The organism is Enterococcus sp. AZ196, from assembly GCF_050498845.1.
GTDB lineage: Bacteria > Bacillota > Bacilli > Lactobacillales > Enterococcaceae > Enterococcus_A > Enterococcus_A murrayae.
Genome location: NZ_JBIPAM010000002.1, coordinates 1,373,075 through 1,395,730, shown reverse-complemented (window position 1 = coordinate 1,395,730; position 22,656 = coordinate 1,373,075). Strand labels below are relative to the sequence as shown.

General features: G+C 43.7%; 24 protein-coding genes. 22 read left to right on the top strand and 2 right to left on the bottom strand.

Annotated features, from left to right (window positions below; all coding sequences use genetic code 11):
- From IGI67_RS24405 to pcp, 17 genes are all read left to right on the top strand, one after another.
- On the top strand, positions 1-345 hold the full coding sequence (locus IGI67_RS24405; RefSeq protein ID WP_429959673.1) for a BMC domain-containing protein: 345 nt from the start codon (positions 1-3) through the stop codon (positions 343-345).
- A gap of 11 nt (positions 346-356) precedes the next feature.
- On the top strand, positions 357-764 hold the full coding sequence (locus IGI67_RS24400; protein ID WP_429959672.1) for a EutP/PduV family microcompartment system protein: 408 nt from the start codon (positions 357-359) through the stop codon (positions 762-764).
- A 15-nt stretch (positions 765-779) separates the two neighbouring features.
- A complete protein-coding gene (locus IGI67_RS24395) occupies positions 780-1,919 on the top strand; it encodes a 1-propanol dehydrogenase PduQ (protein WP_429959671.1) in 1,140 nt (379 codons plus the stop codon).
- The gene (locus IGI67_RS24390) at positions 1,919-2,485 is read left to right on the top strand and encodes a hypothetical protein (protein WP_429959670.1); all 567 of its coding nucleotides are present in this window, start codon (positions 1,919-1,921) and stop codon (positions 2,483-2,485) included. The genes IGI67_RS24395 and IGI67_RS24390 overlap by 1 nt, the downstream gene beginning before the upstream one ends.
- Positions 2,486-2,519: 34 nt before the next feature.
- On the top strand, positions 2,520-3,356 hold the full coding sequence (gene eutJ / locus IGI67_RS24385) for an ethanolamine utilization protein EutJ (protein ID WP_429959825.1): 837 nt from the start codon (positions 2,520-2,522) through the stop codon (positions 3,354-3,356).
- Between the two features lie 89 nt (positions 3,357-3,445).
- A complete protein-coding gene (locus tag IGI67_RS24380; RefSeq protein ID WP_207107702.1) occupies positions 3,446-3,745 on the top strand; it encodes a BMC domain-containing protein in 300 nt (99 codons plus the stop codon).
- Positions 3,739-4,002, top strand: a complete 264-nt coding sequence (locus tag IGI67_RS24375) for a EutN/CcmL family microcompartment protein (protein ID WP_429959669.1) — start codon at positions 3,739-3,741, stop codon at positions 4,000-4,002. Before IGI67_RS24380 ends, IGI67_RS24375 begins: the two co-directional genes overlap by 7 nt.
- Positions 4,003-4,016: 14 nt before the next feature.
- Positions 4,017-4,622 carry a cupin domain-containing protein gene (locus tag IGI67_RS24370; protein WP_429959668.1) on the top strand — a complete coding sequence of 202 codons (606 nt, stop codon included), beginning with the start codon at positions 4,017-4,019 and terminating at the stop codon, positions 4,620-4,622.
- 44 nt (positions 4,623-4,666) lie between these two features.
- Positions 4,667-5,317, top strand: a complete 651-nt coding sequence (locus IGI67_RS24365) for a BMC domain-containing protein (protein ID WP_429959667.1) — start codon at positions 4,667-4,669, stop codon at positions 5,315-5,317.
- Between the two features lie 166 nt (positions 5,318-5,483).
- On the top strand, positions 5,484-7,040 hold the full coding sequence (locus tag IGI67_RS24360; RefSeq protein WP_429959666.1) for an acetaldehyde dehydrogenase (acetylating): 1,557 nt from the start codon (positions 5,484-5,486) through the stop codon (positions 7,038-7,040).
- Between the two features lie 36 nt (positions 7,041-7,076).
- A complete protein-coding gene (locus IGI67_RS24355) occupies positions 7,077-7,712 on the top strand; it encodes a phosphate propanoyltransferase (RefSeq protein WP_429959665.1) in 636 nt (211 codons plus the stop codon).
- Positions 7,713-7,730: 18 nt separating this feature from the next.
- The gene (locus tag IGI67_RS24350; protein ID WP_207107696.1) at positions 7,731-8,012 is read left to right on the top strand and encodes a BMC domain-containing protein; all 282 of its coding nucleotides are present in this window, start codon (positions 7,731-7,733) and stop codon (positions 8,010-8,012) included.
- A gap of 484 nt (positions 8,013-8,496) precedes the next feature.
- Positions 8,497-9,273, top strand: coding sequence for a glutamate 5-kinase (gene proB, locus IGI67_RS24345; protein WP_429959664.1), 777 nt, complete (start codon positions 8,497-8,499; stop codon positions 9,271-9,273).
- An 18-nt stretch (positions 9,274-9,291) separates the two neighbouring features.
- The gene (locus IGI67_RS24340) at positions 9,292-12,525 is read left to right on the top strand and encodes a M14 family metallopeptidase (RefSeq protein ID WP_429959663.1); all 3,234 of its coding nucleotides are present in this window, start codon (positions 9,292-9,294) and stop codon (positions 12,523-12,525) included.
- A 15-nt stretch (positions 12,526-12,540) separates the two neighbouring features.
- The gene (locus tag IGI67_RS24335; protein ID WP_429959662.1) at positions 12,541-13,221 is read left to right on the top strand and encodes a 5-oxoproline transporter, DUF969 family subunit; all 681 of its coding nucleotides are present in this window, start codon (positions 12,541-12,543) and stop codon (positions 13,219-13,221) included.
- Positions 13,222-13,233: 12 nt separating this feature from the next.
- The gene (locus IGI67_RS24330) at positions 13,234-14,178 is read left to right on the top strand and encodes a DUF979 domain-containing protein (RefSeq protein ID WP_429959661.1); all 945 of its coding nucleotides are present in this window, start codon (positions 13,234-13,236) and stop codon (positions 14,176-14,178) included.
- Between the two features lie 38 nt (positions 14,179-14,216).
- A complete protein-coding gene (pcp, locus tag IGI67_RS24325) occupies positions 14,217-14,861 on the top strand; it encodes a pyroglutamyl-peptidase I (RefSeq protein ID WP_429959660.1) in 645 nt (214 codons plus the stop codon).
- Positions 14,862-14,955: 94 nt separating this feature from the next.
- On the opposite strand, the gene IGI67_RS24320 is transcribed toward pcp, so the two are convergent.
- Positions 14,956-15,603, bottom strand: a complete 648-nt coding sequence (locus IGI67_RS24320; protein WP_429959659.1) for a FusB/FusC family EF-G-binding protein — start codon at positions 15,601-15,603, stop codon at positions 14,956-14,958.
- Positions 15,604-15,916: 313 nt separating this feature from the next.
- Here IGI67_RS24320 and IGI67_RS24315 point away from each other — a divergent pair, with 313 nt between their 5' ends.
- From IGI67_RS24315 to IGI67_RS24305, 3 genes are all read left to right on the top strand, one after another.
- The gene (locus tag IGI67_RS24315; RefSeq protein WP_429959658.1) at positions 15,917-16,357 is read left to right on the top strand and encodes a MarR family winged helix-turn-helix transcriptional regulator; all 441 of its coding nucleotides are present in this window, start codon (positions 15,917-15,919) and stop codon (positions 16,355-16,357) included.
- Between the two features lie 18 nt (positions 16,358-16,375).
- Entirely contained in the window at positions 16,376-16,870 is a 495-nt protein-coding gene (locus tag IGI67_RS24310) for a GNAT family N-acetyltransferase (RefSeq protein WP_429959657.1), read from the top strand.
- A gap of 200 nt (positions 16,871-17,070) precedes the next feature.
- Complete coding sequence (locus IGI67_RS24305; RefSeq protein WP_429959656.1) at positions 17,071-18,075, top strand: NADH:flavin oxidoreductase; 1,005 nt, start codon at positions 17,071-17,073, stop codon at positions 18,073-18,075.
- A gap of 115 nt (positions 18,076-18,190) precedes the next feature.
- On the opposite strand, the gene IGI67_RS24300 is transcribed toward IGI67_RS24305, so the two are convergent.
- The gene (locus IGI67_RS24300) at positions 18,191-19,159 is read right to left on the bottom strand and encodes an AraC family transcriptional regulator (RefSeq protein WP_429959655.1); all 969 of its coding nucleotides are present in this window, start codon (positions 19,157-19,159) and stop codon (positions 18,191-18,193) included.
- 166 nt (positions 19,160-19,325) lie between these two features.
- Between IGI67_RS24300 and IGI67_RS24295 the strand changes: the two genes are divergently transcribed.
- Positions 19,326-20,648, top strand: a complete 1,323-nt coding sequence (locus IGI67_RS24295) for an MFS transporter (protein ID WP_429959654.1) — start codon at positions 19,326-19,328, stop codon at positions 20,646-20,648.
- A gap of 12 nt (positions 20,649-20,660) precedes the next feature.
- Positions 20,661-22,655, top strand: coding sequence for an amylo-alpha-1,6-glucosidase (locus IGI67_RS24290; protein ID WP_429959653.1), 1,995 nt, complete (start codon positions 20,661-20,663; stop codon positions 22,653-22,655).
- Position 22,656 lies beyond the last annotated feature (1 nt).

Here is a 22,656-nt window from a genome sequence, read left to right as displayed (position 1 = left end):
ATGTCAGATTTGATAGCACAACGGGTAATCGAAGAATCGGTACCCGGAAAACAGATTACGCTGGCTCATGTAATCGCAGCACCTATCGCAAGTGTCTATCACTCTTTAGGGCTGGATGAAGCTGGAGCCATAGGCATTTTGACGCTTTCCCCTTTTGAAACAGCTATGATTGCGGCCGATACGGCCGCAAAAGTGGCTGATGTTGAGATTGGATTTTTGGATCGATTTACAGGATCTGTTGTGATCACTGGTGACGTAGAAAGCGTTGAAACGAGTTTGAACGAGGTCCTGCGAGTCTTTAAAGAAGTCTTGAAATTTACTGTGGTGGATGTGACGAGAACATGAGGGTGCTTTTGGTGGGACCAAGGAATAGCGGCAAAATGAAGTTGGCGAATTATCTGGAGGGAACAACAGCGGCCCCTTTAAAAAAAGTGGCTAGTATCGTTTACCATAAGCGAACCATTATCGTTCCTGACAGCTATTTGGAAAGTCCTTGGATGCATAAACATGTGATCGCTTTGCAGCAGTCGGCAAGCTGCGGATTTTTTTTGCAGCCTGTGACAGCTCGGTATCGCAGTTACCCGCCAAACTTTGCCAAAGCTTTTCGGATTCCGCTTTATGGCATTGTAACGTTTGAGAAAACCTATACGCAGGAGGCCTTGCAGCAAGCCAGAGAGCAGCTCTTGGCCTGCGGTCTGGAAAAAATCGACTGGACTCTTGATTTGGACAAGGAAGATTTAAGTCAGATTGAACAATATTTTTAGGAAGGAGGAGAGAGTGTGGGAAGTTTTAAAATGGCAACAAAAATTTATTCTGGCAGTCAAGCCACGGCTTGCTTAAAAGAATGTCATTATCAACGAGTTTTAGTGATCTGTGATCCTTTTATGCTGATCAGCGGTATGGTAAAAAAAGTGACGAATCTTTTGTCTGAAGCCAGCATACCGTATCAGCTATTTTCTGAAATTATACCGGATCCAACGATTGAAGTGGTGACGAAGGGTGTGGCTTACGCAGCAGCTTTCCAGCCGGACGCGATTATTGCTCTAGGAGGCGGTTCTGCTTTAGACACTGCAAAAGCAGTAAGGCAGATTTATCAGCAAGCAACTGAGGATATTGCAGTGCAATTGGTTTGTATTCCAACAACAAGCGGAACAGGAAGTGAAGTGACCTCGTTTGCTGTGATCTCTGATCCATCGGTCAACGGCAAGTACGCGCTGGTGGATGATGCGATGATCCCAGATATCGCTATACTGGATCCTGATTTTACCTTAACAGTGCCTAGTAATGTTACTGCGGATACTGGAATTGATGTCTTGACCCATACATTAGAAGCCTACGTATCAACTGAAGCGACTGACTTTACCGATGCTTGTGCGGAAAAAGCGATGCGAATGATCTGGCAGGATTTGCCTAAGGTCGTCGCAAAGGGTGAGAATCGGGAGCTGCGGGAAAAAGTCCATAACGCCTCTTGCTTAGCAGGGATGGCATTCAGCGAAGCTTCATTGGGGATTTGTCATAGTTTAGCTCATGCGTTAGGCGGCCGCTTTCATATCCCACATGGGCAAGCCAATGCACTATTGTTGCCTCATGTTATCGGCTTTAATGCTGGAATCGAGACTAATGAGGACTCATTGGCTTTATGTAAGTATGCTGAAGCAGCTAAGTTGCTGGGCATTCGCTCCATGACAGATAGAGCGACTGTCAACTTACTCATTGCTGGAATTCAAAAAATGACAAGAACATTCGGTATCCCAAAATTAGTTACAGAGCTGGGAATTGCTGAAGCTGAATTTGTTAAAGCAATTCCAGAAATGGCCGCAGCTGCGCTGAAGGACAAATGCACGCTAACAAATCCGCGAAAAGTAACAGAAGCGAATTTGGCCGATATTTATTCTAGAATTTGTCGAGGTGGGTATTGATGCATTTTATCACTGAACAAGAGCTGCAGCTCAAATACCGCCAAGGAAAGCTGAAAACTATCATGCTCACAGACGAGGAGCGCTTAACACCGGGGGCAAAGCAGTTTTTAAATGACCATCAAGTGCCTTTGGTTTCAAGCGATACTCTAAGTTTGTCAGGCGAAGTAACAAATGATACAAGTGCAGAAATGACCTTAGCCAATAGGCGAGAAACTTTTTTTCTTCTATTAGAAGTAGAACTTTGGGAAGCTGCTGTGAAGGCACATGACGTGCATTCAGCAAGTTGCGAACGAATCGCTTGTCTTGCACAGTCTATAAGAGTCATTATGACGGAGGATTTTCCGGAGCTGGTATTTCCAGAAGTTGAGGACTGTGAAGAAACAGTACTTGATGAAATCACTAAAGCAGAAGTGTTTTGTCCAGGTGGAAAAGTCATCTTGAAGCTGAGACGGGCGATTATACAGGCGACTGCTTTACAAACTTGTGTTACTTCAGAGCAGAAGCTTGCTCTGGAACAATCGATTGATTTAATCAAAACAGAAATTTGTCTACTGGGCAAGCTTTAAGAATATTTGTTAAACATTGGAGGATAAGCATGTGATGACGATGACCGATATGAACGCCTGTGACCAATTAGTCGCGGAGTTCGAAGCAGTAATTAAGAAACCAAAAAAGAGTTCAACGGGTGTTTACTATACTGGTGTCGACCTAGGTACAGCGTGTATCGTCTTAGCTGTCATGGATGAAAACTATCAGCCTGTAGCAGGTGCTTATCGTTATGCCGATGTTGTTAAAGATGGCATGGTCGTAGATTACATTGGTGCCATTCAGATTGTCAAAGAACTGAAAGCTGAGCTAGAGGAAAAGCTGGAAACGGAGCTGCTATATGCTGCGGCGGCGATCCCTCCTGGGACAGGTGATTTGGACGGCGGGGCAATAAACAATGTCGTGCTGGGAGCGGGCTTTGAATTAACGAATGTCTTGGATGAACCTACGGCAGCGAATCAGGTGCTGCAGATACAAAATGGGGCAGTCGTTGATATTGGAGGCGGAACAACCGGAATTTCCATCGTTAAGGATGGGGAAGTTGTAAGAGTAGCAGATGATGCTACTGGCGGTACGCATTTGACCTTGGTTACAGCCGGCGCGTATAAAATTTCTTTTCAAGAAGCTGAGCTGTACAAGCGAGATCAGAAAAACCATCAAGAGCTAATTGGTGTTTTAAAACCAGTAGTAGAAAAAATCGCGACGATCATCACGACGCAAACTAGCGGCTTCGAAATTGATGGCTTGTATCTAGTCGGCGGCACTGCTTGTTTGACTGGAATTGAAGGGATCATTGAAGCGAAGACGAAGATCAAAACCTATAAACCGTTGAATCCAATGTTTGTGACACCGCTTGGTATTGCCTTAAGCTGTACAGATGAAATCATGTAAACAGATTTGGCGATGGGATAAAAGGTTCAAGGCGGGCCCTTTACTCTTTTATCCTGTTGCCAGATTGAATTATGGAGGAGGGTACGAGAATGGATTGTCGGATAATTAAATCACCTGGCGAAGATACGCTTGCTATCTTGAACCGCCGCAAAGGATCGGGAGCCAAAACGGCTTTGGAGACACCAGATGCAGTAGGGCTGGTTCAAGGAAAATTGATCGAAATGGTTTGTGCGGCGGATGTCGCTGAAAAAGCAGTTGGGGTGACTGTGGAGGATATTCGCGGCAGCTGTCCGCAAAATATGATCATGCTGGCGATTTTTGGCGATACCGCATCCGTTGAATCAGCGATCGAAGAAATAAAACGAAGAGATAAGGAACGAAAATGGTAACGGCGCGATTGATCGATAATATTTGGGCAACACGAAAATCAGAGCAGCTGAATGGTCTAAAGCTGATGATCGCAGAAGTCATTGGAGGTTCTCGCGATGGAGAACAGATGATTGTCTGTGATGTCATTGGTGCCGGGATTGGCGATCGAGTGATCGTTACTTGCGGCAGTGCGGCTAGAAGGATGCTGGAAGATGATGCGATTCCAGTAGATGCTGCAGTGATTGGTATTATCGATGATAGCTGTGAACTTGTTTAGGAGGATCAGTGACAATGAAAAAACTAATTTGTGCTGATGATGTGACGAAAGCACATGAAGCTGGCGAATCCCTCTGTGTAGATTCGGATACGATTATCACACCAGCTGCTGAAGATTTGATCGATGAGCTGCAGGTATCGTTGAAGGAATGCAGTGCAGCAGAGAAATCAGCGGATGTACTGCCAGATAGTCTCAGCAAAGAAACATTGTTGGATTTACTAAAGATGATTCTGGCTGGTGAAACAGTTCCTTTTCAATGTGAGAAGCACGAGAGCGGTTTGAAAGTTGTGAAGGGAAACAGTGTTGATATGCGTACCTTTGACACGGGAAATCCTAATGCAAAAGTGTTTTATCAGGAGCTCGTCAACAAAGAGGAAGCAGACATCAGAGCCGGTTTTCTGGAGATCGATCATTCGCAATTTGATTGGGAATTGCCATATGAGGAAATTGATTACGTGATCAGCGGAACCTTAGAAATGACGATCGAGGGCGTAAAATATACGGCACACCCTGGTGATGTTGTCTTTGTACCCAAAGGCAGTAAGGTCACTTGGGCTTCGCCAGATAAAGTGAAATTATTTTACGCAACGTATCCAGCCAATTGGTCGGATTTAGTGTAAGTAGCTAGTAAGCGATGAACGAGATCTAGCGGAAGGAGCAGAGAATGAACGCATTAGGATTAGTCGAGACAAAAGGCTTGATTGCAGCGATTGAGGCCAGTGATGTCATGTTGAAAACAGCCAAAGTCAGTCTGCGGCAAAAGGAAATTGTTGGGGGCGGCTTGGTAACTGTGATGGTAACCGGAGATGTCGGAGCTGTGAAAACAGCAGTAGATGCAGCGTCTTTGGCCGTGTCCAATCTTGGTGAAGCATTGCTAGCTTCGATCCACGTGATTCCTCGTCCGGATGAAGGCTTAGCGATTTTTGAATCCGCTGAAGAGAAATCGGTTGAAGCATTCGATATTAGCCCGACTTTGGATACAGAAAAGGCACTATCAGAAGAGGAAGCTCAAGCAGAAGCGGAACCACAGGCAATGATCAGTGAAGAAAGCGAAGTACCTGCGGATCAAACAGAAACAGCAGCTGAATCGACAGAAGTTTCAGCTGGACAGCCAATCACGGAAGCAGATTTTTTGAACTGGCGTAAGGCGGGAAAGACTGCGGAAATCAGTGAAGCTTTAGCAGCGATGAAAGTAATTGACCTGCGTAAGCTGGCTAAAAAGCAAACGAACTTCACCATCAGCAAAAAGGATGTCCACAAGGCTAATAAAGAACAGCTGGTTGCCGCGTTGATGAAGCATTTTGAACAGCATTAAAAAGGATTTTCCTGACTACGCTATTAGGAATAAGGCGTTTAGTTTCTGTTTTTGCAGTGAAGCTGAATCATAGAATAGCTACAGACCCAAAAATCATCAACGAAGGATTTAAAAATGATGGAGGGCTAAAAAATAAGTACCTCAATGTGAAAAAGGAGTAAAAAGAATGAATAAGTTTGACAAAGATTTATGCTCCGTTCAAGAAGCACGTGATTTAACTCGAGCAGGTCATGTTGCCGCTCAAGAGCTTGCGACGTTTACCCAAGAGCAAGTGGACAAAATTTTGAAAAACATGAAAGAAGCGGCAGAAAAATTTTCTGTTTGTTTAGCGAAAGCAGCGGTTGATGAAACTGGCTTTGGGAAAGTAGCAGACAAAGCCTATAAAAATCATGCGGCCGGGGCATTATTGTACGAAGAAATCAAGGATGAGAAAACGGTTGGAATCATTCACGAAGACACGACCAAGGGAACGTTTGATGTGGCGGAACCAGTTGGTTTAGTGATGGGGATCATTCCTTCAACGAATCCGACTTCTACGGTGATTTTCAAAGCGATGATCGCCTTGAAGTCCAGAAACGCGATTGTCTTTGCACCGCATCCAGCGGCTGCCGAATGTACAAAAAAAGCGGCTGATATGATGAGCCGTGCAGCCGAAGCAGCCGGTGCGCCAAAAGGAGTGATCAGCTGTGTTTCGACTCCAACGATGGCCTCCACCAATGAGCTGATGCACGCGGAGGAAGTGAAGCTGATTATTGCCACCGGCGGGCCGGGAATGGTAAAAGCGGCTTACAGTTCAGGAAAGCCGGCAATTGGTGTGGGAGCGGGAAATTCCCCTGCGTACATTGAAAAGAGTGCGGACGTGAAAAAGGCTGTTGCTCAAATAATTGCCAGTAAAACATTTGATAATGGGACGATTTGTGCTTCAGAGCAATCGATTATCTGTGAAGAAAGCAATGAGGCGGAAGTGATTGCCGAATTGAAAGCACAAGGCGGCTACTTCATGTCAGAAGAAGAAACCAAAAAGGTTTGCGGATTGCTTTTCAAAGGCGGCGGTCACGCAATGAATGCTAAATTTGTAGGCCGGACGCCGCAGGTAATTGCCGAAGCCGCAGGGTTCACAGTGCCGCAGACAACCACCGTCCTAATTGGTCGCCAGAAGGGTGTCGGAGCAGGTAGTCCTCTTTCATTTGAAAAGCTGACGACTGTGCTGGCATTTTATACCACGAAGGATTGGCAAGAGGCGTGTCAACTAAGTATAGATTTATTACAAAATGGAATTGGGCATACAATGAGTATCCACACGAATGATCGAGAGATCGTCCTAAAATTTGCCGCAAAACCTGCTTCGCGAATTTTAGTAAATACAGGCGGCAGTCAAGGCGGCACAGGTATCAGCACAGGCCTGCCGATTTCCTTTACCTTAGGTTGTGGAACCTTTGGCGGCAGCTCCGTTTCTGAAAATGTCAGTCCGAAGCACTTGTTGAACATAAAGAAGGTCGCTTACGGCTTGAAGGATGTGACAAGCATAGTGACTGAAGATACCAGTTTTTCTCATCCAGAACTGGATGGACCAATCTCGGCTTCTTTAGCAGCCGGCGCCTCAACGGTTGAGCAGTCTGCTGAGCCGCAGGCAGAAAATGCGGACGATCCGAACTTTTCTGCCGCAGAGCTGAGCGAATTAGCAGAAGTAGTAAGAAAAGTTTTGACTCAAATGAACGCCTAAGGATTTCCAGGCAAATAACGAATTGAAGGAGTACCAATGGAAGATTATGAAGCGATATTAAATGCGATTATGGCACATTTAAATCCTAACGATATCCCCAAAGACAAGACGATTCCAGTTGGAATTTCTAATCGTCATATCCATTTAAGCCAAGCCGCGGTAGATAAATTATTTGGCAGTGATTACCAATTAACCAAATTAAAGGATTTATCTCAGCCGGGTCAATATGCCTGTAAGGAATGTTTGACGATTTGCGGACCCAGAGGTGTGATTGAAAAAGTTCGCATTTTAGGACCAGTCAGAGGGGAAACGCAGGTAGAAATTTTGCAAAGTGATACCTTTAAGCTAGGGATTAAGGGAGCTTTGCGATTATCTGGCGATTTACGGAATACCCCTGGACTCACATTAATCGGTCCAAACGGTTCTTATGAGATCCAGCAGGGCGTCATTATTGCCAAACGTCATATCCATATGCTGCCGGAAGAGGCAGAGCGATTTGGTGTGACCGATGGGCAAATTGTCTCGATTGATTTTGAAGGTGAACGAGGCGGCAGCTTAAACAATGTAGTAATTCGCGCGACTGCGAATTCAGGCTTGGAGTGTCACATTGATACTGAAGAAGCCAATGCTCTTGGCGTGGTACCAGGAACATCAATAAAAATCAGAAAATAATTTAGGAGGAATACAAAAATGAAATCAGATGCATTAGGAATGATCGAAACAAAAGGCTTAATTGGCTCTATTGAGGCAGCGGACGCAATGGTGAAGGCGGCAAATGTTACCTTAGTCGGTAAAGAACGCGTTGGCGGCGGAATCGTAACGGTCTTGGTTCGTGGCGATGTTGGCGCAGTGAAAGCTGCTACAGACGCTGGTGCAGCAGCAGCGCAACGTGTGGGTGAGTTATTATCTGTTCACGTTATTCCACGTCCACATTCAGAAGTGGAAACCATTTTACCAACGACAAATGCCTAATTTTAAACACTTAAAAAGAGTCATACTTTAAAGTAAAAGACCTACCCACTTTCTTGATGAGCTGGCAGATCAGTCAGCGGTCATTGAAGCGGGCTAGGTTTTTTTTGCGGCTTCAGGCACGTGGCTGTTAGTAGGCGGGATTTTTTTGAATTTACGATCAGAATCGGTTCTACATTCTGGTAGTAAAGTTATTTATAATTATGACATTAGTTATTAAATGAAATTGAATTTAATCTAAAATTAAAAAATAGTCCAATTAGGATAACAATTATTCGAATAAATAAATATTTTAACTTGTCTAAAGAGGCGATTTTTCTTTGTAACATAAAATAATATTAGGTAAAAGGGCTTTTTGGTTAAAAAAATAGAATATTCCCATGCGGATAGTTTTGTGATATGATTAGCAAAAAATAATGAAAGTACATTTGACGGATAGGGTTTTATTAAGTTATGTCGTCTGTTTTTTATAGTTAAGGTGTAATCTATGAGAGAAGAAATAAAAAAAGCGGATATTATTGTTATAAAAGTTGGGACTAGTCTGCTAGTATCCCCGGAAAGCGGTGTTCTTGAGTCCGCGATCGAGAAGCTGGCAGATGTATTGTCGGAGCTGATGGCATCAGGAAAGAGGCTTCTTTTGGTTTCTTCAGGAGCGGTCGGAGCAGGGGCGATTCAATTAGGCGAGGTCTCCAAATTTACGGCGGCGGCTGTGGGGCAGGGCCTGCTTACTAGCTTATATGAGTCCGCCTTCAAAAAGCAGAATCAAAAGATTGGTCAGCTGCTGCTAAGTCGGGATAATTTGACGGTCTCGGAGGATCGGCAGGTCTTCATTCAAACGATCCATGAGCTTTTAGACAATCGTATTTTACCGATTATCAACGAAAATGATGCGGTGACGGTAGCTGATGGAGCGCACAGAACGAAGTTTGAAGACAATGATGAATTGTCCTTATTGATTGCTGAGGCGGTTGAAGCGGATCTGCTGATCATGCTGACGGATGTAAATGGTCTTTATTCGGAGAATCCTTTGGTAAATGAGGAAGCAAAAATGATTCGACATTTGAGTGAGATTGATCAGCGCCTATTAGAGGAATCTGATCCTCATTTAGGAGAGCTGAGTCGCGGCGGGATTCGCAGTAAGCTGAAAACAGCGACTGGTGCGTTGACGGCAAATATCTCAATGGTGTTGGCGAATGGTCGAAACCCTCATGTGCTGTTTGATATTTTGGCAGGACGTGAGATTGGTACATTATTCAAAAAATAGTAGCAGGGAGGAATGGAAGTGCTAAAAGTAGATGGACAGCTGTCCTTTTTCGAACAGCGGGAAACGATTCAAGCCGCATTGTTCGCTGGATTTACCTCTGAGAATGCCACGTTTCCAATTGCCAGTACGGAAATAGGCGAGGAGGTTCCGACGAAAGAGGCATTAGCAGCTAAGCTAAAAAAAGCGTTGACGACAAGTGAGCAGCCTGCGGATTATCATGCGGCGAGTCAGTATTCTGAAGCGGTGATCGATTTTGAATGGCGTGAAGCAACGGGTTTGGAAAAGCTATTTAGTACGGGGCCTTTCTTGGCGGATCGTGATTATGATTTTTTACCGGATGATTTGACAGTAAAAATGGTTTTGCCAGAAAAATGCAGCGGTTCCTTCATGGTTGCTGCGTGCAATGTTGCTTTTCGTTTGGGAATGGAAACGACGGGGATTACGGATTGGCTGCTGACTGAGAAATATGAGGGTGGCCCAGCAATTCTGTTTCGTGAGGCGGCGGCTTGCCAAATGGTGCAAGAGGATGAACTGGTTATTATAGAAGGTACTGGAAAAGAGTTAGAAGATTTTTCAGCGATAGTGTGCGAGCAATTTCCGAAGCTCTCTGCTTTTGAAACATGGACTAGCTATCTGCAGAAATTGGTCGACAGTTTCTTAATGAAGAATCTAGATGGTCAATTGGCCTACACTGCTAGCCTTTCTTCGGCAAAAGCGACTGCCTATGTATCGCCTGAGATCAATCAACGCCGTGAAGAAGTCGAACAGGCCTTTCCAGATACGACTTTTATTGATCACCGATCTATGGTGAAGGTTTACCAGCAAGAGTTTGATTTAACCTGGGAAGTGGATGAGTTTCTGAAGCTTCTATCCTCTGCGTATTCGGAAATCAAAGCAGGTGATCAGGTGGAAATCACCGGGGTTTTGAGTGAAAATCCGCTCGTACGTGAGGAACTAACGCAAAAAATTCAAGCGGAATTGGCGGCACGAAAGGCTGAAGGCACGGTCGAATTGGTTTGTGCTCATAAGCAGGGCTATTCATGGATCAACGACATCCTCCTGCCTAAACTAAAAAGTCAGAAAATTAAAAAGATTACAATTGCTTTCAAACCCTTTTTACCAGCTGGTGTGACTGAGTGGACCGACGAATCAGGAGCGACCCCAACCTATAATAATGTGGACGGTCATGATTCTGATAAATGGAATGATCTGCCGATTCGGTATTTGCAGGAGCTGTATCCGATTCAAGATAATCTGATGACGGCTTTTGATTTATCAGCGGATCAGGTTGAATTTGTCACCTATTCTGGATCAGAAGATTTGACCTATGAGGTTTCGGTTCAAACAGATCGTGAGGTAAAGAAGTGGAGCTATTTGGCCAGCTATTCTGAACGGCCGTATTTATCCGCCTATCCTGGCATGGGGAAGGTTCATCCGCCGACTGGGCGAGTGCAAGTAAAGGTCAATGGAGTCCGTTGTCTGGAGGAAACCTTTGCTACGGATGTTGAAAAAATCTGGAGGGCATATCAGGATGAGGTTCTGCCAGAATGTCGTGCTTGGATCGAGGAGCAGGGAGAATTAACGCAAGCGCAGCAACCATTTTTTGCACAATTGCAATTAGAAATTGCAGCCAGTGAACCGGATGAACGGCTTTCAAGTCGAAACGATCTTTTATCCAGCTTGGATGCGTTGCATGAAGATTTGTATTTTGCAGGGGCGGATTATTTCAAAAATTACGGCATGGAAGTTAGCGGCAAGATGTTCGAGGAGCCGGGTCTGATTTTACCAATAATCAGGCAAGAAATCGGCAGGCCGAGATTCAAAGCGACACTTTTAAAACAGGTGAGTAAAACGGCTCAAATTATTGCAGATGATCAAGTTGTGTCCCATCCGACCAAACGCAAGGATGTTCATTGCACTCTTCAATCAATCAGTTATCAGCAGCAGAAGCTTACCGCGGCAATCCAAGTCGAGGGAGCCTCGGCTCAGGTGGTGGAGGCCTACGCCAAGCTTTTTGAACAGGGCTTAATCGCGCAAGAGTTTGATTTTTGTTCGTTTGATCAAGTAGTCTTTCAGGTAGAAAATCAGCGATTTATTGCTGAAAGCCGACCAAAGCAGCCGGAAATCGTCCAGGATTTGACGATCGATCAGATTGATTTATTTCCTGATCAGGTGATTGGGTATGAAGAATATTTGGCAATCATCCAACAATTGAAGCGAGTGCCGCAGATCGCGGTTTATCAGATTGCTACGTCTTATTTGGGTCGCGAAATATACGCGATTGAATTACTGCCGCGGGCTGCTGCTTCAGGGTATGTCTCAAGAACGAAGCGTTTGACAAATTATCCGTCCGAAATCATCAACGCTCGTCATCATGCCAACGAGGTGTCGGGGACGAATGGCGCTTTCTTACTATTGAAGGAATTGCTGACGAATCCCAAGTATGAGGACATGACTGATCGCTTAAATCTAGTGATCGTTCCTTTGGAAAATGTGGATGGCGCGGCGATTCATTACGAATTGCAGAAGGAGACCCCTGAGTGGAAGCTGCATGTGGCTCGCTTTAATGGTGTAGGAAAAGAGTTCTACCATGAGTATTTCAATCTCGAAACGCAGCATACCGAGGCTTTAGGAATGACTCGCTTATACGAACGATGTGTTCCTGATGTGATGGTCGATAACCATGGTGTGCCGACACATGAATGGGAGCAGCCATTTTCCGGATACACCTCCCCATCCTACAAAGGCTTCTGGCTGCCGCGTTCATTGCTGTATGGGTATTTTTGGGTACCGACGGATGAGAACTATCGCTCAAATATCGCGTTGAATAAACGGATTGAAGACGTGATCGCGGATGCGATCGGCGCCGTTCCAGAAATGAAGCGCTGGAATGAGGAATGGGCGGCACAATTTGAGGTCTATGCGCATAAATGGCTGCCGAAGCTGTTTCCGGCAGAATACTATAAAGAAATGATCAACTATTGGATCGGTTTTGCGGCAGACCCGCAGCACCGATATCCATCGATTCGTTTTCCTTGGCTGACATCTGTAGCCTACACAAGTGAGGTTGCTGATGAAACGGCGCAGGGGGATTATTTGCGATTGTGTGCTGAAGCGCATGTGGTTCATGATTTGGCTACTATTGATTTGCTATTAGCGGCAACCGCACTTTATCAGACTTCAGCTGTGTTCACAGAAGAAGAAATAACTATCGGCTATACTCGGCTTCGACCGATTATTGCATCACAATAAGGAGGAAAAATTTATATGGAATTAGCTAAATTAATTGGTATTTTGATTGTTATTATTGGCTTTGCCTTGAAGTTAGATTCGATTCTAATCATTTTAGTGGCTGCGGTCGTTACGGCGATCACGGGTGGATTAGGAGTGGAAGGATTGTTGACGACCTTAGGAACGAGCTTTGTTTCTAACCGTTCGATGGCGATTTTTATTTTGATCATGCTGGTGACTGGTACTTTGGAGCGAAACGGCTTGAAGGAATCGGCGGCGAAGCTGATTGGAAAGATCAAAAATGCCTCGGCCGGCGCGGTAATTGGGGCATATGGAGTGATGCGTTCCATCTTTGCGGCCTTCAACATTAGCTTTGGCGGTGTAGCGGGCTTTGTTCGTCCAATTATTATGCCAATGGTGATCGGTTCAATCGAAGCCAAGGGCAAGGAGCCAGAAGAGGAGTATGTTGAAGAATTAAAGGGAATGTCTTCAGGGATGGAAAACATTGCATGGTTCTTCTTCCAAGTATTATTTGTTGGGGGTCCGGGCGCATTGCTTGTTCAAGCGACATTGAAGGATCTAGGATATGAAACAAGCTTATTAGATTTAGCGAAGGTCGAAATTCCGGTGGCATTATTTGCGGTCATCGTTGCGATTGTTTATTACTTCTTAAAAGACCGAAAATTATACAAAAAATACTACGGCAACAATAAATAGGGAGGGAAGCACATGTCATTTTTTCTAAGTCAGGATGTATTATTATCTGAGAAATTACTTGAAATCATTTATATTATTATGGGCGCGGTAGCTATTTATACCGGGATCAAAAACGCTCGCGATAAAGCCAATGCGACACCGATCGGAACAGCGATCTTTTGGTGTGCCTTAGGGGTCGTAATGATGTTTGGCCGATGGATTCCGCCAATGATCAATGGACTATTGGTCATTCTTATGACCTTGCCGCCAATCTTTAAAAAGGTCAGCAAAGGCAAGGAAAGTGCGCCGGCCGAAACGGTTACTAAGAAAATGGCGGATAAGATCGGTATGAAGATTTTTATTCCGGCCTTATCAATGGGGATTTTTGCGATTATCTTTGCCGTGTTCACACAGCTAGGTGCCTTGGTTGGTGTCGGAGTTGGTGTGTTAGTGGCGATCGTTATTTTGATGGTTTATTCAAATTCAAACAAGCCAAAGGTATTCCTGGATGATGCTGAACGGATGCTGTCGACAGTAGGACCGCTAAGCATGCTGCCAATGCTGTTGGCCAGCTTGGGAGCGATCTTTACAGCGGCTGGAGTCGGCGAAGTTATCTCTGAGCTTGTGGCAAAGGTTATTCCGAAGGGCAATGTGAATTTAGGAATCATTGTTTTTGCTATCGGTATGATGCTGTTCACTATGATTATGGGAAATGCCTTTGCGGCGATCACGGTAATGACGGTGGGGATCGGTGCGCCTTTCGTATTAGCATACGGGGCTGATCCGGTGTTAATCGGTATGGTGGCGTTAACCTGCGGCTATTGCGGAACCTTGTGTACACCGATGGCGGCAAACTTCAATATCGTGCCAGTTGCCATGTTAGAGATGAAGGATCGCTTTGGCGTAATCAAGAATCAGGCCGTACTGGCAGTAATCTTTTTAGTTTTCCAAATCTGTTACATGATTTTATTTAAATAAACGAGTAAAGTAAGTATAGTAAAGGAAAGGTGACGAGTATGAAAGTATTGATTACCGGTTTTGACCCCTTTGGCGGAGCAGCGATCAATCCTGCTTATGAAGCAGTGAAACGTTTGCCAGATACGATTGAAGGCGCAGAAATTCATAAATTAGAAATCCCAACGGTTTTTAAAAAGGACGGCGAGGTTCTAGCAAAGGCGATAGAAGAGCAGCAGCCGGATATCGTTATATGTGTGGGACAAGCAGGCGGCCGATCAGATATCTCGATCGAAAAGGTTGCGATCAATTTGATGGAGGCGCGTATTCCAGATAATGAACAGCAGCAGCCATTAAACCAAGTGATTCATGAGGACGGCGAAACAGCTTATTTTGCGACGATTCCTGTCAAAGCGATGGTAAGCAACGTGAAGAAAGCGGGGATTCCGTCAAGTGTTTCTTATACAGCAGGGACCTTTGTCTGCAACGATATCATGTATCGCTTGCTCTATTTAGCAGATAAGCAAAAGAAGAACATCAAAGGCGGATTTATCCATGTTCCATATTTGCCGGAACAAGTTTTGGACTTGCCGGTAGGAACACCGAGCTTATCCGTTGAAACGATCGCCAAAGGTTTAGAGGCGGCCGTGGCAGCAGCAGTGACGACAGATGAAGATCAGCACGTTGCAATGGGAACAATCATGTAATAATAAAAACACAGAAGAGGATCAAGCAGATGATGACTGCTTGATCCTCTTTTTTATTATGCAGTTTTATACGATGAAGGGATTGTCTGCCCGACTATTTTGTCACAGTTTCCCAAAATCGTTCCAACGTATCCAGTTGGGTCAGCTGACGGTTGCATTGGTTGCTGTCTGTACAAATGTAATTCCCTTTTTTCGTATAGGTTCCGTCTCCCGCTGATTTGGTCGTTGCTAAAAAGAAGGCGACAGTGCTGATTTGATTGCAGATGGCACAGTGACCCTTTTGCACATCCGTGCTGAAGCTTCCATAAACACCCGTAAAACGTCCGTCGATTTTTCGAATCAGGTACTTACGGTTCGTTCCGCTGTCATTCCAGCCCAAATAGCTCAGCTCGTGAAAATCCAATGTCGCAAGCTCAGGAAATTGCATCTTCTTAACTTTTCGAAAGCTTTTTTCGATTTGTTTTGTTGAAGGGGTATCCATTGGAATAGTGAAGCGTTTCATTTCCTCAAAAAGCTTTTCGAATTTTTCTCTAGTCAGCCCGGTATCGAGAAACTGATCCCAATAAGCTGCCAAGGCAGGGTCGCGCTTGAATAATTCTTCGGTCTTTCCTTGGATCAATGTTTGCAAAGTCAAGATGACCTGCTTGTCATTTACGGAATGGTACGCACTCACAAGTTCACTGATCTGCTGTTTGCAATACCAATATTCATAGGGTTGTAAAACTAATTTTTCTGTATTCATTATTTTCCTCGTTTCTTTTCTTTGAGGAAAATTTATTTCCGTCAAAGAACTAATCGTTTAATAGGTAACTGGATTGTTCTTTGAGCGTACGATACAAGATGAATATATCACCATGATCTCCTCCTAATGTTGCATGATTCTTGGATAGGATAAATCATTCTCGTACTTTCTACAAGTCTTTTTTCTTTTATCCCTGTAATTTTTAAGAAAAAGCGTATTTTCATCGGTCAAAATAGTTGATAAAGTAAACTAAATATTTTATACTCGATTTAGTTGATAAAGTAAACTATTTAGCGAAAGGTCGTGATAGCTGGTGGATACCCGTGATATTAGAAGCTTTAACCGATACTACACAAAAATTTTAGGAGTCTTTGATCAAACGGTTTTTGATTTGGATTATTCCATGATCGAGATGCGGATATTGGGTGAGATTGGTCGTCATCCGAGTATTACGGCAAACGAACTGACAAAACGTTTAAATATTAAAAAGAGCTACCTGAGCCGGATATTAAGCAAGCTGGAGCGAAATGACTATATTTATAAGAAAAAAAATCCCGATGATAGTAGGAGTTTGCAGCTTTTTCTGACGGAAAAAGGACTGGAATTGAACAAATACGTCGAGGCAGAATCAGACAAAAAGGTTTTGGAATTGCTGGAACCCTTGGATACCCAGAATTATCAGGAGTTGGTCACTGCTATGAAGACGATTGAACAAATATTAGGCAAGGTTGCTCCAGAGGAACAGAAAAACTAGTTAAAGGAGTCGATAAAATTGGCAGAAGTAACGATTGTCCTATTTGAAGAAAAATATACCCAAGAGGTCGTTGATTTGATCCTCCCGATCCAAAGAGAGGAATTTAACATTGATATCAGCATTGAGGATCAGCCGGATCTTTTGAGAATCAAAGAGGAGTATATCGATACCGGCGGGAATTTTTGGGTCGCGCTTTCCAATGGCCAGGTGGTTGGAAGTATCGCGTTAGTGAAACTGGAAAATCATTGCGGCGCCATCAAAAAAATGTTCGCCGCAAAAGAGTTCCGCGGTGAAAAGCAAGTGGGAAAGAAACTGCTGAACACGTTGATCTCTTATTGTAAGGATCAAGGCTATGAGCGAATCTATCTAGGAACGGTGGATGTGTTAAAAGCAGCACAAAAATTCTATAAAAAGAACGGCTTTGAATTGATTGCTAAGACTGAAATGCCGAAGGACTATCATTTAATGGACGTCGATACTGTATTTTTTATGAGAGAGCTGACAAAGAATTAGCTGCCTATGTCCCTAGCTCCATCAAAAGTGGTGGAATTAGGGGTTCTTTGTCCATGTACATATAAGATAAAAATATCGCAAAAGAAATATACGCCCATTCTTTTATTTCATCATTAGCAACCAAAGCAAATGAACCGCCTTATCAAATCATTGCCAACCTGATAAACTGAGAGCATAAAGAAAACGAAGGAGGGTTTGCCATGAGCTTATTGAATTCGCCGATCCAGATTGGACGTTTAGAGATCGTGAATCGATTAGTTATGCCGCCGATGGCTACGGCGAAATCCCAAGAAAATGGCGAGGTTACACGTGAGCTTTGTGAATATTATGCTGAAAAATCGCGGGGCGGTCACATTGGCCTGATTATTACCGAGCATAGTTATGTCAGCCCCGCAGGCAAGGCTAGTAAAGGGCAAGTATCAATTGCTAAGGACAGCGATATTGCCGGCTTGGAGAAAGTGGTTGAGATGATTCATCAAAATGGCTCAAAGACTTTTGCCCAGCTTGCTCATGCAGGAGGCTTAGCAAAAAAGGAAATCACTGGTTATGAGCCATTAAGTGCTAGCGCAGTCGAGCTGCCGGAAACCGCCAGAAGTAAAACGATCCCGACTGAGATGACGGAAGAGGATATCCAGAAGCTCATCGCCGATTTTGCGGCGGCAGCCTTGAGAGCAAAGAGGGCGGGATTTGATGGCGTGGAGCTTCACTCAGCTCACGGTTATTTACTGAACCAGTTTTATTCTCCGCTAACCAATAGGCGTGAAGATCGCTATCATGGACATTCGATCGATGGAAGAATCCGGCTGCATTTAGATATCCTGCAGGCAATTCGCGAAATTGTTGGAGAGGATTATCCGGTTGCTATACGCTTAGGAGCGAGCGATCATTTGGCTGGTGGAACGACGATTGAGGATAGTGTGGCAGCAGCGAAGAAATTCGAAGAAGCCGGTGTTTGTTTGCTGGATATTTCTGGCGGCTTCAGCTTCTATACGAATCCCTATACCAAGGAACAGGGATATTTCAGTGATTTAACGGAGTCAATCAAGCAGAACGTCAGAATTCCGGTTTTATTAACGGGCGGGATTGTAGATGGCGTTGTCGCGGAGCGGCTTTTACGGGAGGAAAAGGCGGATATGATCGGAGTAGGGCGAGCGATACTGAAGGATTCCGATTGGGCGAAGCAGGCAATTTCTTCATTAGGATAATACAGGATTGAACAGGTGAATAAAAAAGTCAAACGCTCTTATTACTTTCATAATGGAAGGTAATAGGGGCGTTTGACTTTCATTTTTTAAAGTATTTTTCCAAAAAACTTTCGAATCATTCCGTTTTATTATGTCTGAAGAAATTCGGTGTTTGACCGGTTTCCTTTTGGAACAGCTTGAATATGGAGGGGACACTTTTATAGCCGATTTTCATCGCAATCGTACTCAAGCTTTCGTCGGTTTCACTCATGAGTCGTTTCGCTTCGGATAAGCGCTTTTGATCGATCAATTCTTGAAAGCTGCTGCCGGTTTTGTCCTTGAGCAAATTGCTTAGGTAGTTTTTATTGTAGCCGAATGTCTGTCCTAGTGATTTTAGTGAAACGTCTGTGTAGTTGTCGTTAATATATTTAAGGATTTGAATAAGCGGGTCATTTGTAGTTATTTTTTTGTTTGTGCTTATTACGGGTAAATGAGAGATTTCTACCATTAACGCACAATACAGTAGGTTTATAAGCAGTTCCTTTTCTGAATTTCTACGATTGAAAGCGGCTAATAGTAACGATTCTATCATTTTCTTAGCGAGCGGATTTCCTGCTGTGTCTAAAATAATATAGTTGCCATGCTCGTGCTGTCCATTCGCGGATTGAAAGAAAAAATCTGTTATTAAATTGCTGGAAGGAGAAAGGTTGGGCAATATGTGATTTTGAATCGACTCATCCTCTAATAGAATATTGATAATGATGTCCTCTGAATTCACGTAATCGATTTGTTGAATCACTTTTCGATCCAAAATAACTAGCTGCTCCTTTTCCAATTGAAACTTTTCACCGTTTAAGCGCTGGGTACAGCTGCCGTTTAGCACATAGTTTATCTCGATAAAGCTGTGGGTGTGGGCGGGAGTATACGAAAATCTTGAATGCTTGTTCAGGGAAATATTTCCATACTTAAAAAAATCGACCTTAGGAATTTCAGGAACAATCGAGCTGTTGTAATTCAGATTCATCGTATTAATGTTTTTTCCGGTTTTCTTTTGTAAATCCTCAAGGGCAGTGACTGCATGCAGCTGCTTTAGCAATTCCTTCATTTTTTTCTCCTCCTTTTCCGCTCATTTTATATCGACCGTGATTTCTTTATTACTAAAATAGCATATGACCTGTAAATTGGCTATAAACCTTCTTAGTATTTGAAATTGAAGCAAGGATATGAAAGCGGTTAATATATGGATGCAAGAAGAAAGGAGTTTTAAAAAAATGGATAGTAATACAAAAAAGAAGTCTTTGGTCAAGGAATATAGCCCATTGGCAACGGCTGCGGGGATTGGATCAATGCTGGGATCAGGATGTATCGTTGGACTTTCCGCGACAATTCCGGTGTGGCAAAGAGGATTGGATCTGACAACGGCGCAGGTTGGTTTTATTTCTGGGGGCTTAACATTCGCTATTGCCTTTGGTTCGTTATTTGCTGGGAAAATCACCAGCTTGTTCGGCTTGTTCAAATCATTTAACTGGATTAATTTATTTTATGCCATTGGTTCTGCTATTTGTGTCTTCTCAGGAAGCTTTGCGATGTTATTGGCTGGAGTATTAGTGATGGGCGTTGCTTCAGGAGCGGATTTGCCGATCAGCTTGACGGTCGTATCTCACGACGCACCCGACGAGAAAACATCGGCAGAGCTGGTATCGTCAACTCAGATTTTTTGGCAGGTAGGGATTTTCATTTCGTATATTTGTTCTTTTTTACTATCTGGAGTCAGCGGCGTCTTAGGTGCACGGATCGTATTTGCCATTTTGCTTACATTTTCTTTGTTTACTTGGATTTGGCGCACTCTTTCTAAAAAATTCAAGCATTTTCATGAAGAAGGCATCAAGCGTCAGCAGCAAATCAAGACAGAAACGATTGGAAAACAAGAGGTCTCTATTAAGTCCGTACTGTTTGGAGAAAATAAAAACAAATTCTTAGGCTACTTCTTAGCGATTCTTATTTTCTATGTTTGCTGGAACCTGCTGGCCAATACATGGGGACAATTTCAAACCTATGCCCTTACAAATGCAGGGGCGTCTCAGTCTCAAGCGACTGGTTTGGGAATCGTGCTGAATATTGTTTCACTAGTAACAACGATTTTATTTGCGTCAGTTTCCGGCGGGAAATACCGAAACAAAGCGTTCTTTGTCGGTGCTTTTGTTCAATTTATGGCAATGCTGGGCATGGCCATCATTGGCGGCGGAACAGGCTTCATTATGCTGGCGATCACGATCGGCTTCTACAATTTTGGGAATCCGATGGCGGGAGAAGCGATCTATAAGGTTTGGACACAGGAATCGTTCCCGGCGGAAGTGCGAGCATCGATTCAAGGGTTTATTAACGGCTTTTCTCGGGTATGCTGCGGATTGTTCGCCTTTGTGACACCCTTTTTAGTAGCTCCTGGAAAAATTCAAACTTCTATGTACGGGTTTGCCGGAATTGTTTTGTGTGCGACCTTTGCCGGAATCATCATGATGCGGCTGCAAAAGAAAAATAAAACAACACAGTATGAGCCAGGGAATGACAACGAGCTCAATACGGATAATGTATAGGTGGGGAAATCGATGATAAAAGAAGATCAAACAAGATGGCTTTGGTATCCAGGCGATTTTGAGATAAGACAGGGCTTGCTGCAGAATTTTTCAAGAGAAGAACGCAGCTATGATTGGCCGGCTTATTGGAACATGGATGATTGCCATAAAAATGTTAAATTCAAACGGTATTATGATTTGGCGGCTGAGACCAGCTTTGTTGTTCACGCAGTCGGTGTTGGATACGCTGAAGTAAATGGAAAAAAATATCCTTTTGGCGAGGAAATTCATTGTGAGCCGGGTAAAAATAAGGTTCGCGTATTTGTCGGTAACACAGAGGGACTGCCGGCAATGTATATTGAAGGCGAAGTCATTAAAAGTGATATCGGCTGGGCAGCAAGTAATTTTATCGAGGAGCTGCCAGCAGGCTGGAGCGCTTTATACTTAGCGCAGGATCGTGATCCTAACAAGGTTTACTTCGCGACCGAGACGGTTCAGGCTGTGTCAGTAGCAGAATGTCAAGGCGGCGTATTGCTTGATTATGGGCGCGCGATTTTTGGAACGATTGCTATCAAAAAATTGAATACGGCTAAGCCTGTGACGATTTGCTACGGGGAATCGGATGCGGAAGCGCTGGATATTGAAATGTGCTATTACAAAGAGGAAAATGCGGTGGCGGATACAGTTCCTAGAAAACGTGCGTTTCGCCATTTATTCATTCCTGGCCTCACACCAGAGCAGGTGGAAATCGATGCGATCCATGAGTTTATCCCATTGGAGAATCAAGCCTCATTCCATTCGGATAATGCGCTGATGAACAAAATTTGGGATATCTCTGTTGAGACCTTCACCTTGTGCAGCGGGCTGTTCTTCCTTGATGGAATCAAGCGAGATCGCTGGATTTGGTCAGGAGATGCGTATCAAAGCTATTTCATCAATCAGTATTTGTTCTTTGATGAGGATATCAATACGAGAACTATGTTGGCACTTCGAGGTCAAAATGAGATCAAGCAGCACATGAATACGATCGTTGATTACTCTATATTATGGATTATCGCAGTAGAAAATCATTATATGATGTCTGGCAATGTTGAATTTTTGAAACAAATCTATCCGAAAATGAAGAGCTTGATGGATTATTTAGTGGCTCAAACAGATGAGCTTGGCTTTATTTATGGAAGAGAAAAGGACTGGATCTTTATTGACTGGTCCGAAATGGACAAAGACGGCACATTAGCGGCAGAGCAGGTCTTATTACTTAAGGCTTATAACGCGATGATCGTTTGCGGATCGATCGTAGGGGAAAATACTGCTGAATATAGTCAAAAATATACTGTACTGGAAAAAAATCTGATGACTTATTTCTGGGATGAGGAAAAGGGCGCCTTCATTGATTCTTATCAATCAGGCAACAGACATGTAACCAGACATGCCAACATTTTTGCTGTGTTGTTCGATTTTGTCGATGAAACGAAAGCAGATAAAATTTTGAAGAATGTGCTATTGAATGATGAGATTACTCAAATCACAACACCATACTTCAAATATTATGAGCAAGATGCATTGTGTAAATTAGGACAGACCCAGACCGTTTATCAAATCATTTGTGATTACTGGGGTGGCATGGTCGAACAAAACGCGGTGACTTTCTGGGAGGAATACATTCCTGAAGAGACCGGCAATGATGTGTATGAGATGTATGGCGATCCTTTTGGCAAAAGCCTATGTCATGCTTGGGGTGCTAGTCCGATTTATTTGATTGGAAGATATTTCGCCGGTATCAGCCCAACTTCTCCTGGCTATGCCACGTTTCTAATTGAACCGCAATTGGCGTGCTTCTCTGAACTGGAAAGTACATTCCCGGTTAAAAATGGCTCTGTCACACTTAAAAAGAATAAGGATCAGCTGATTGTTTGTTCAACAAAAGAGGGCGGGACCCTTAAACTGAATGGGAAAGCGTTCGAGCTAGCAGCAAACCAAGAGTACACTTTTGAATTAGCAAATGAGCTGGCAGAAAATTTAAGCTAGC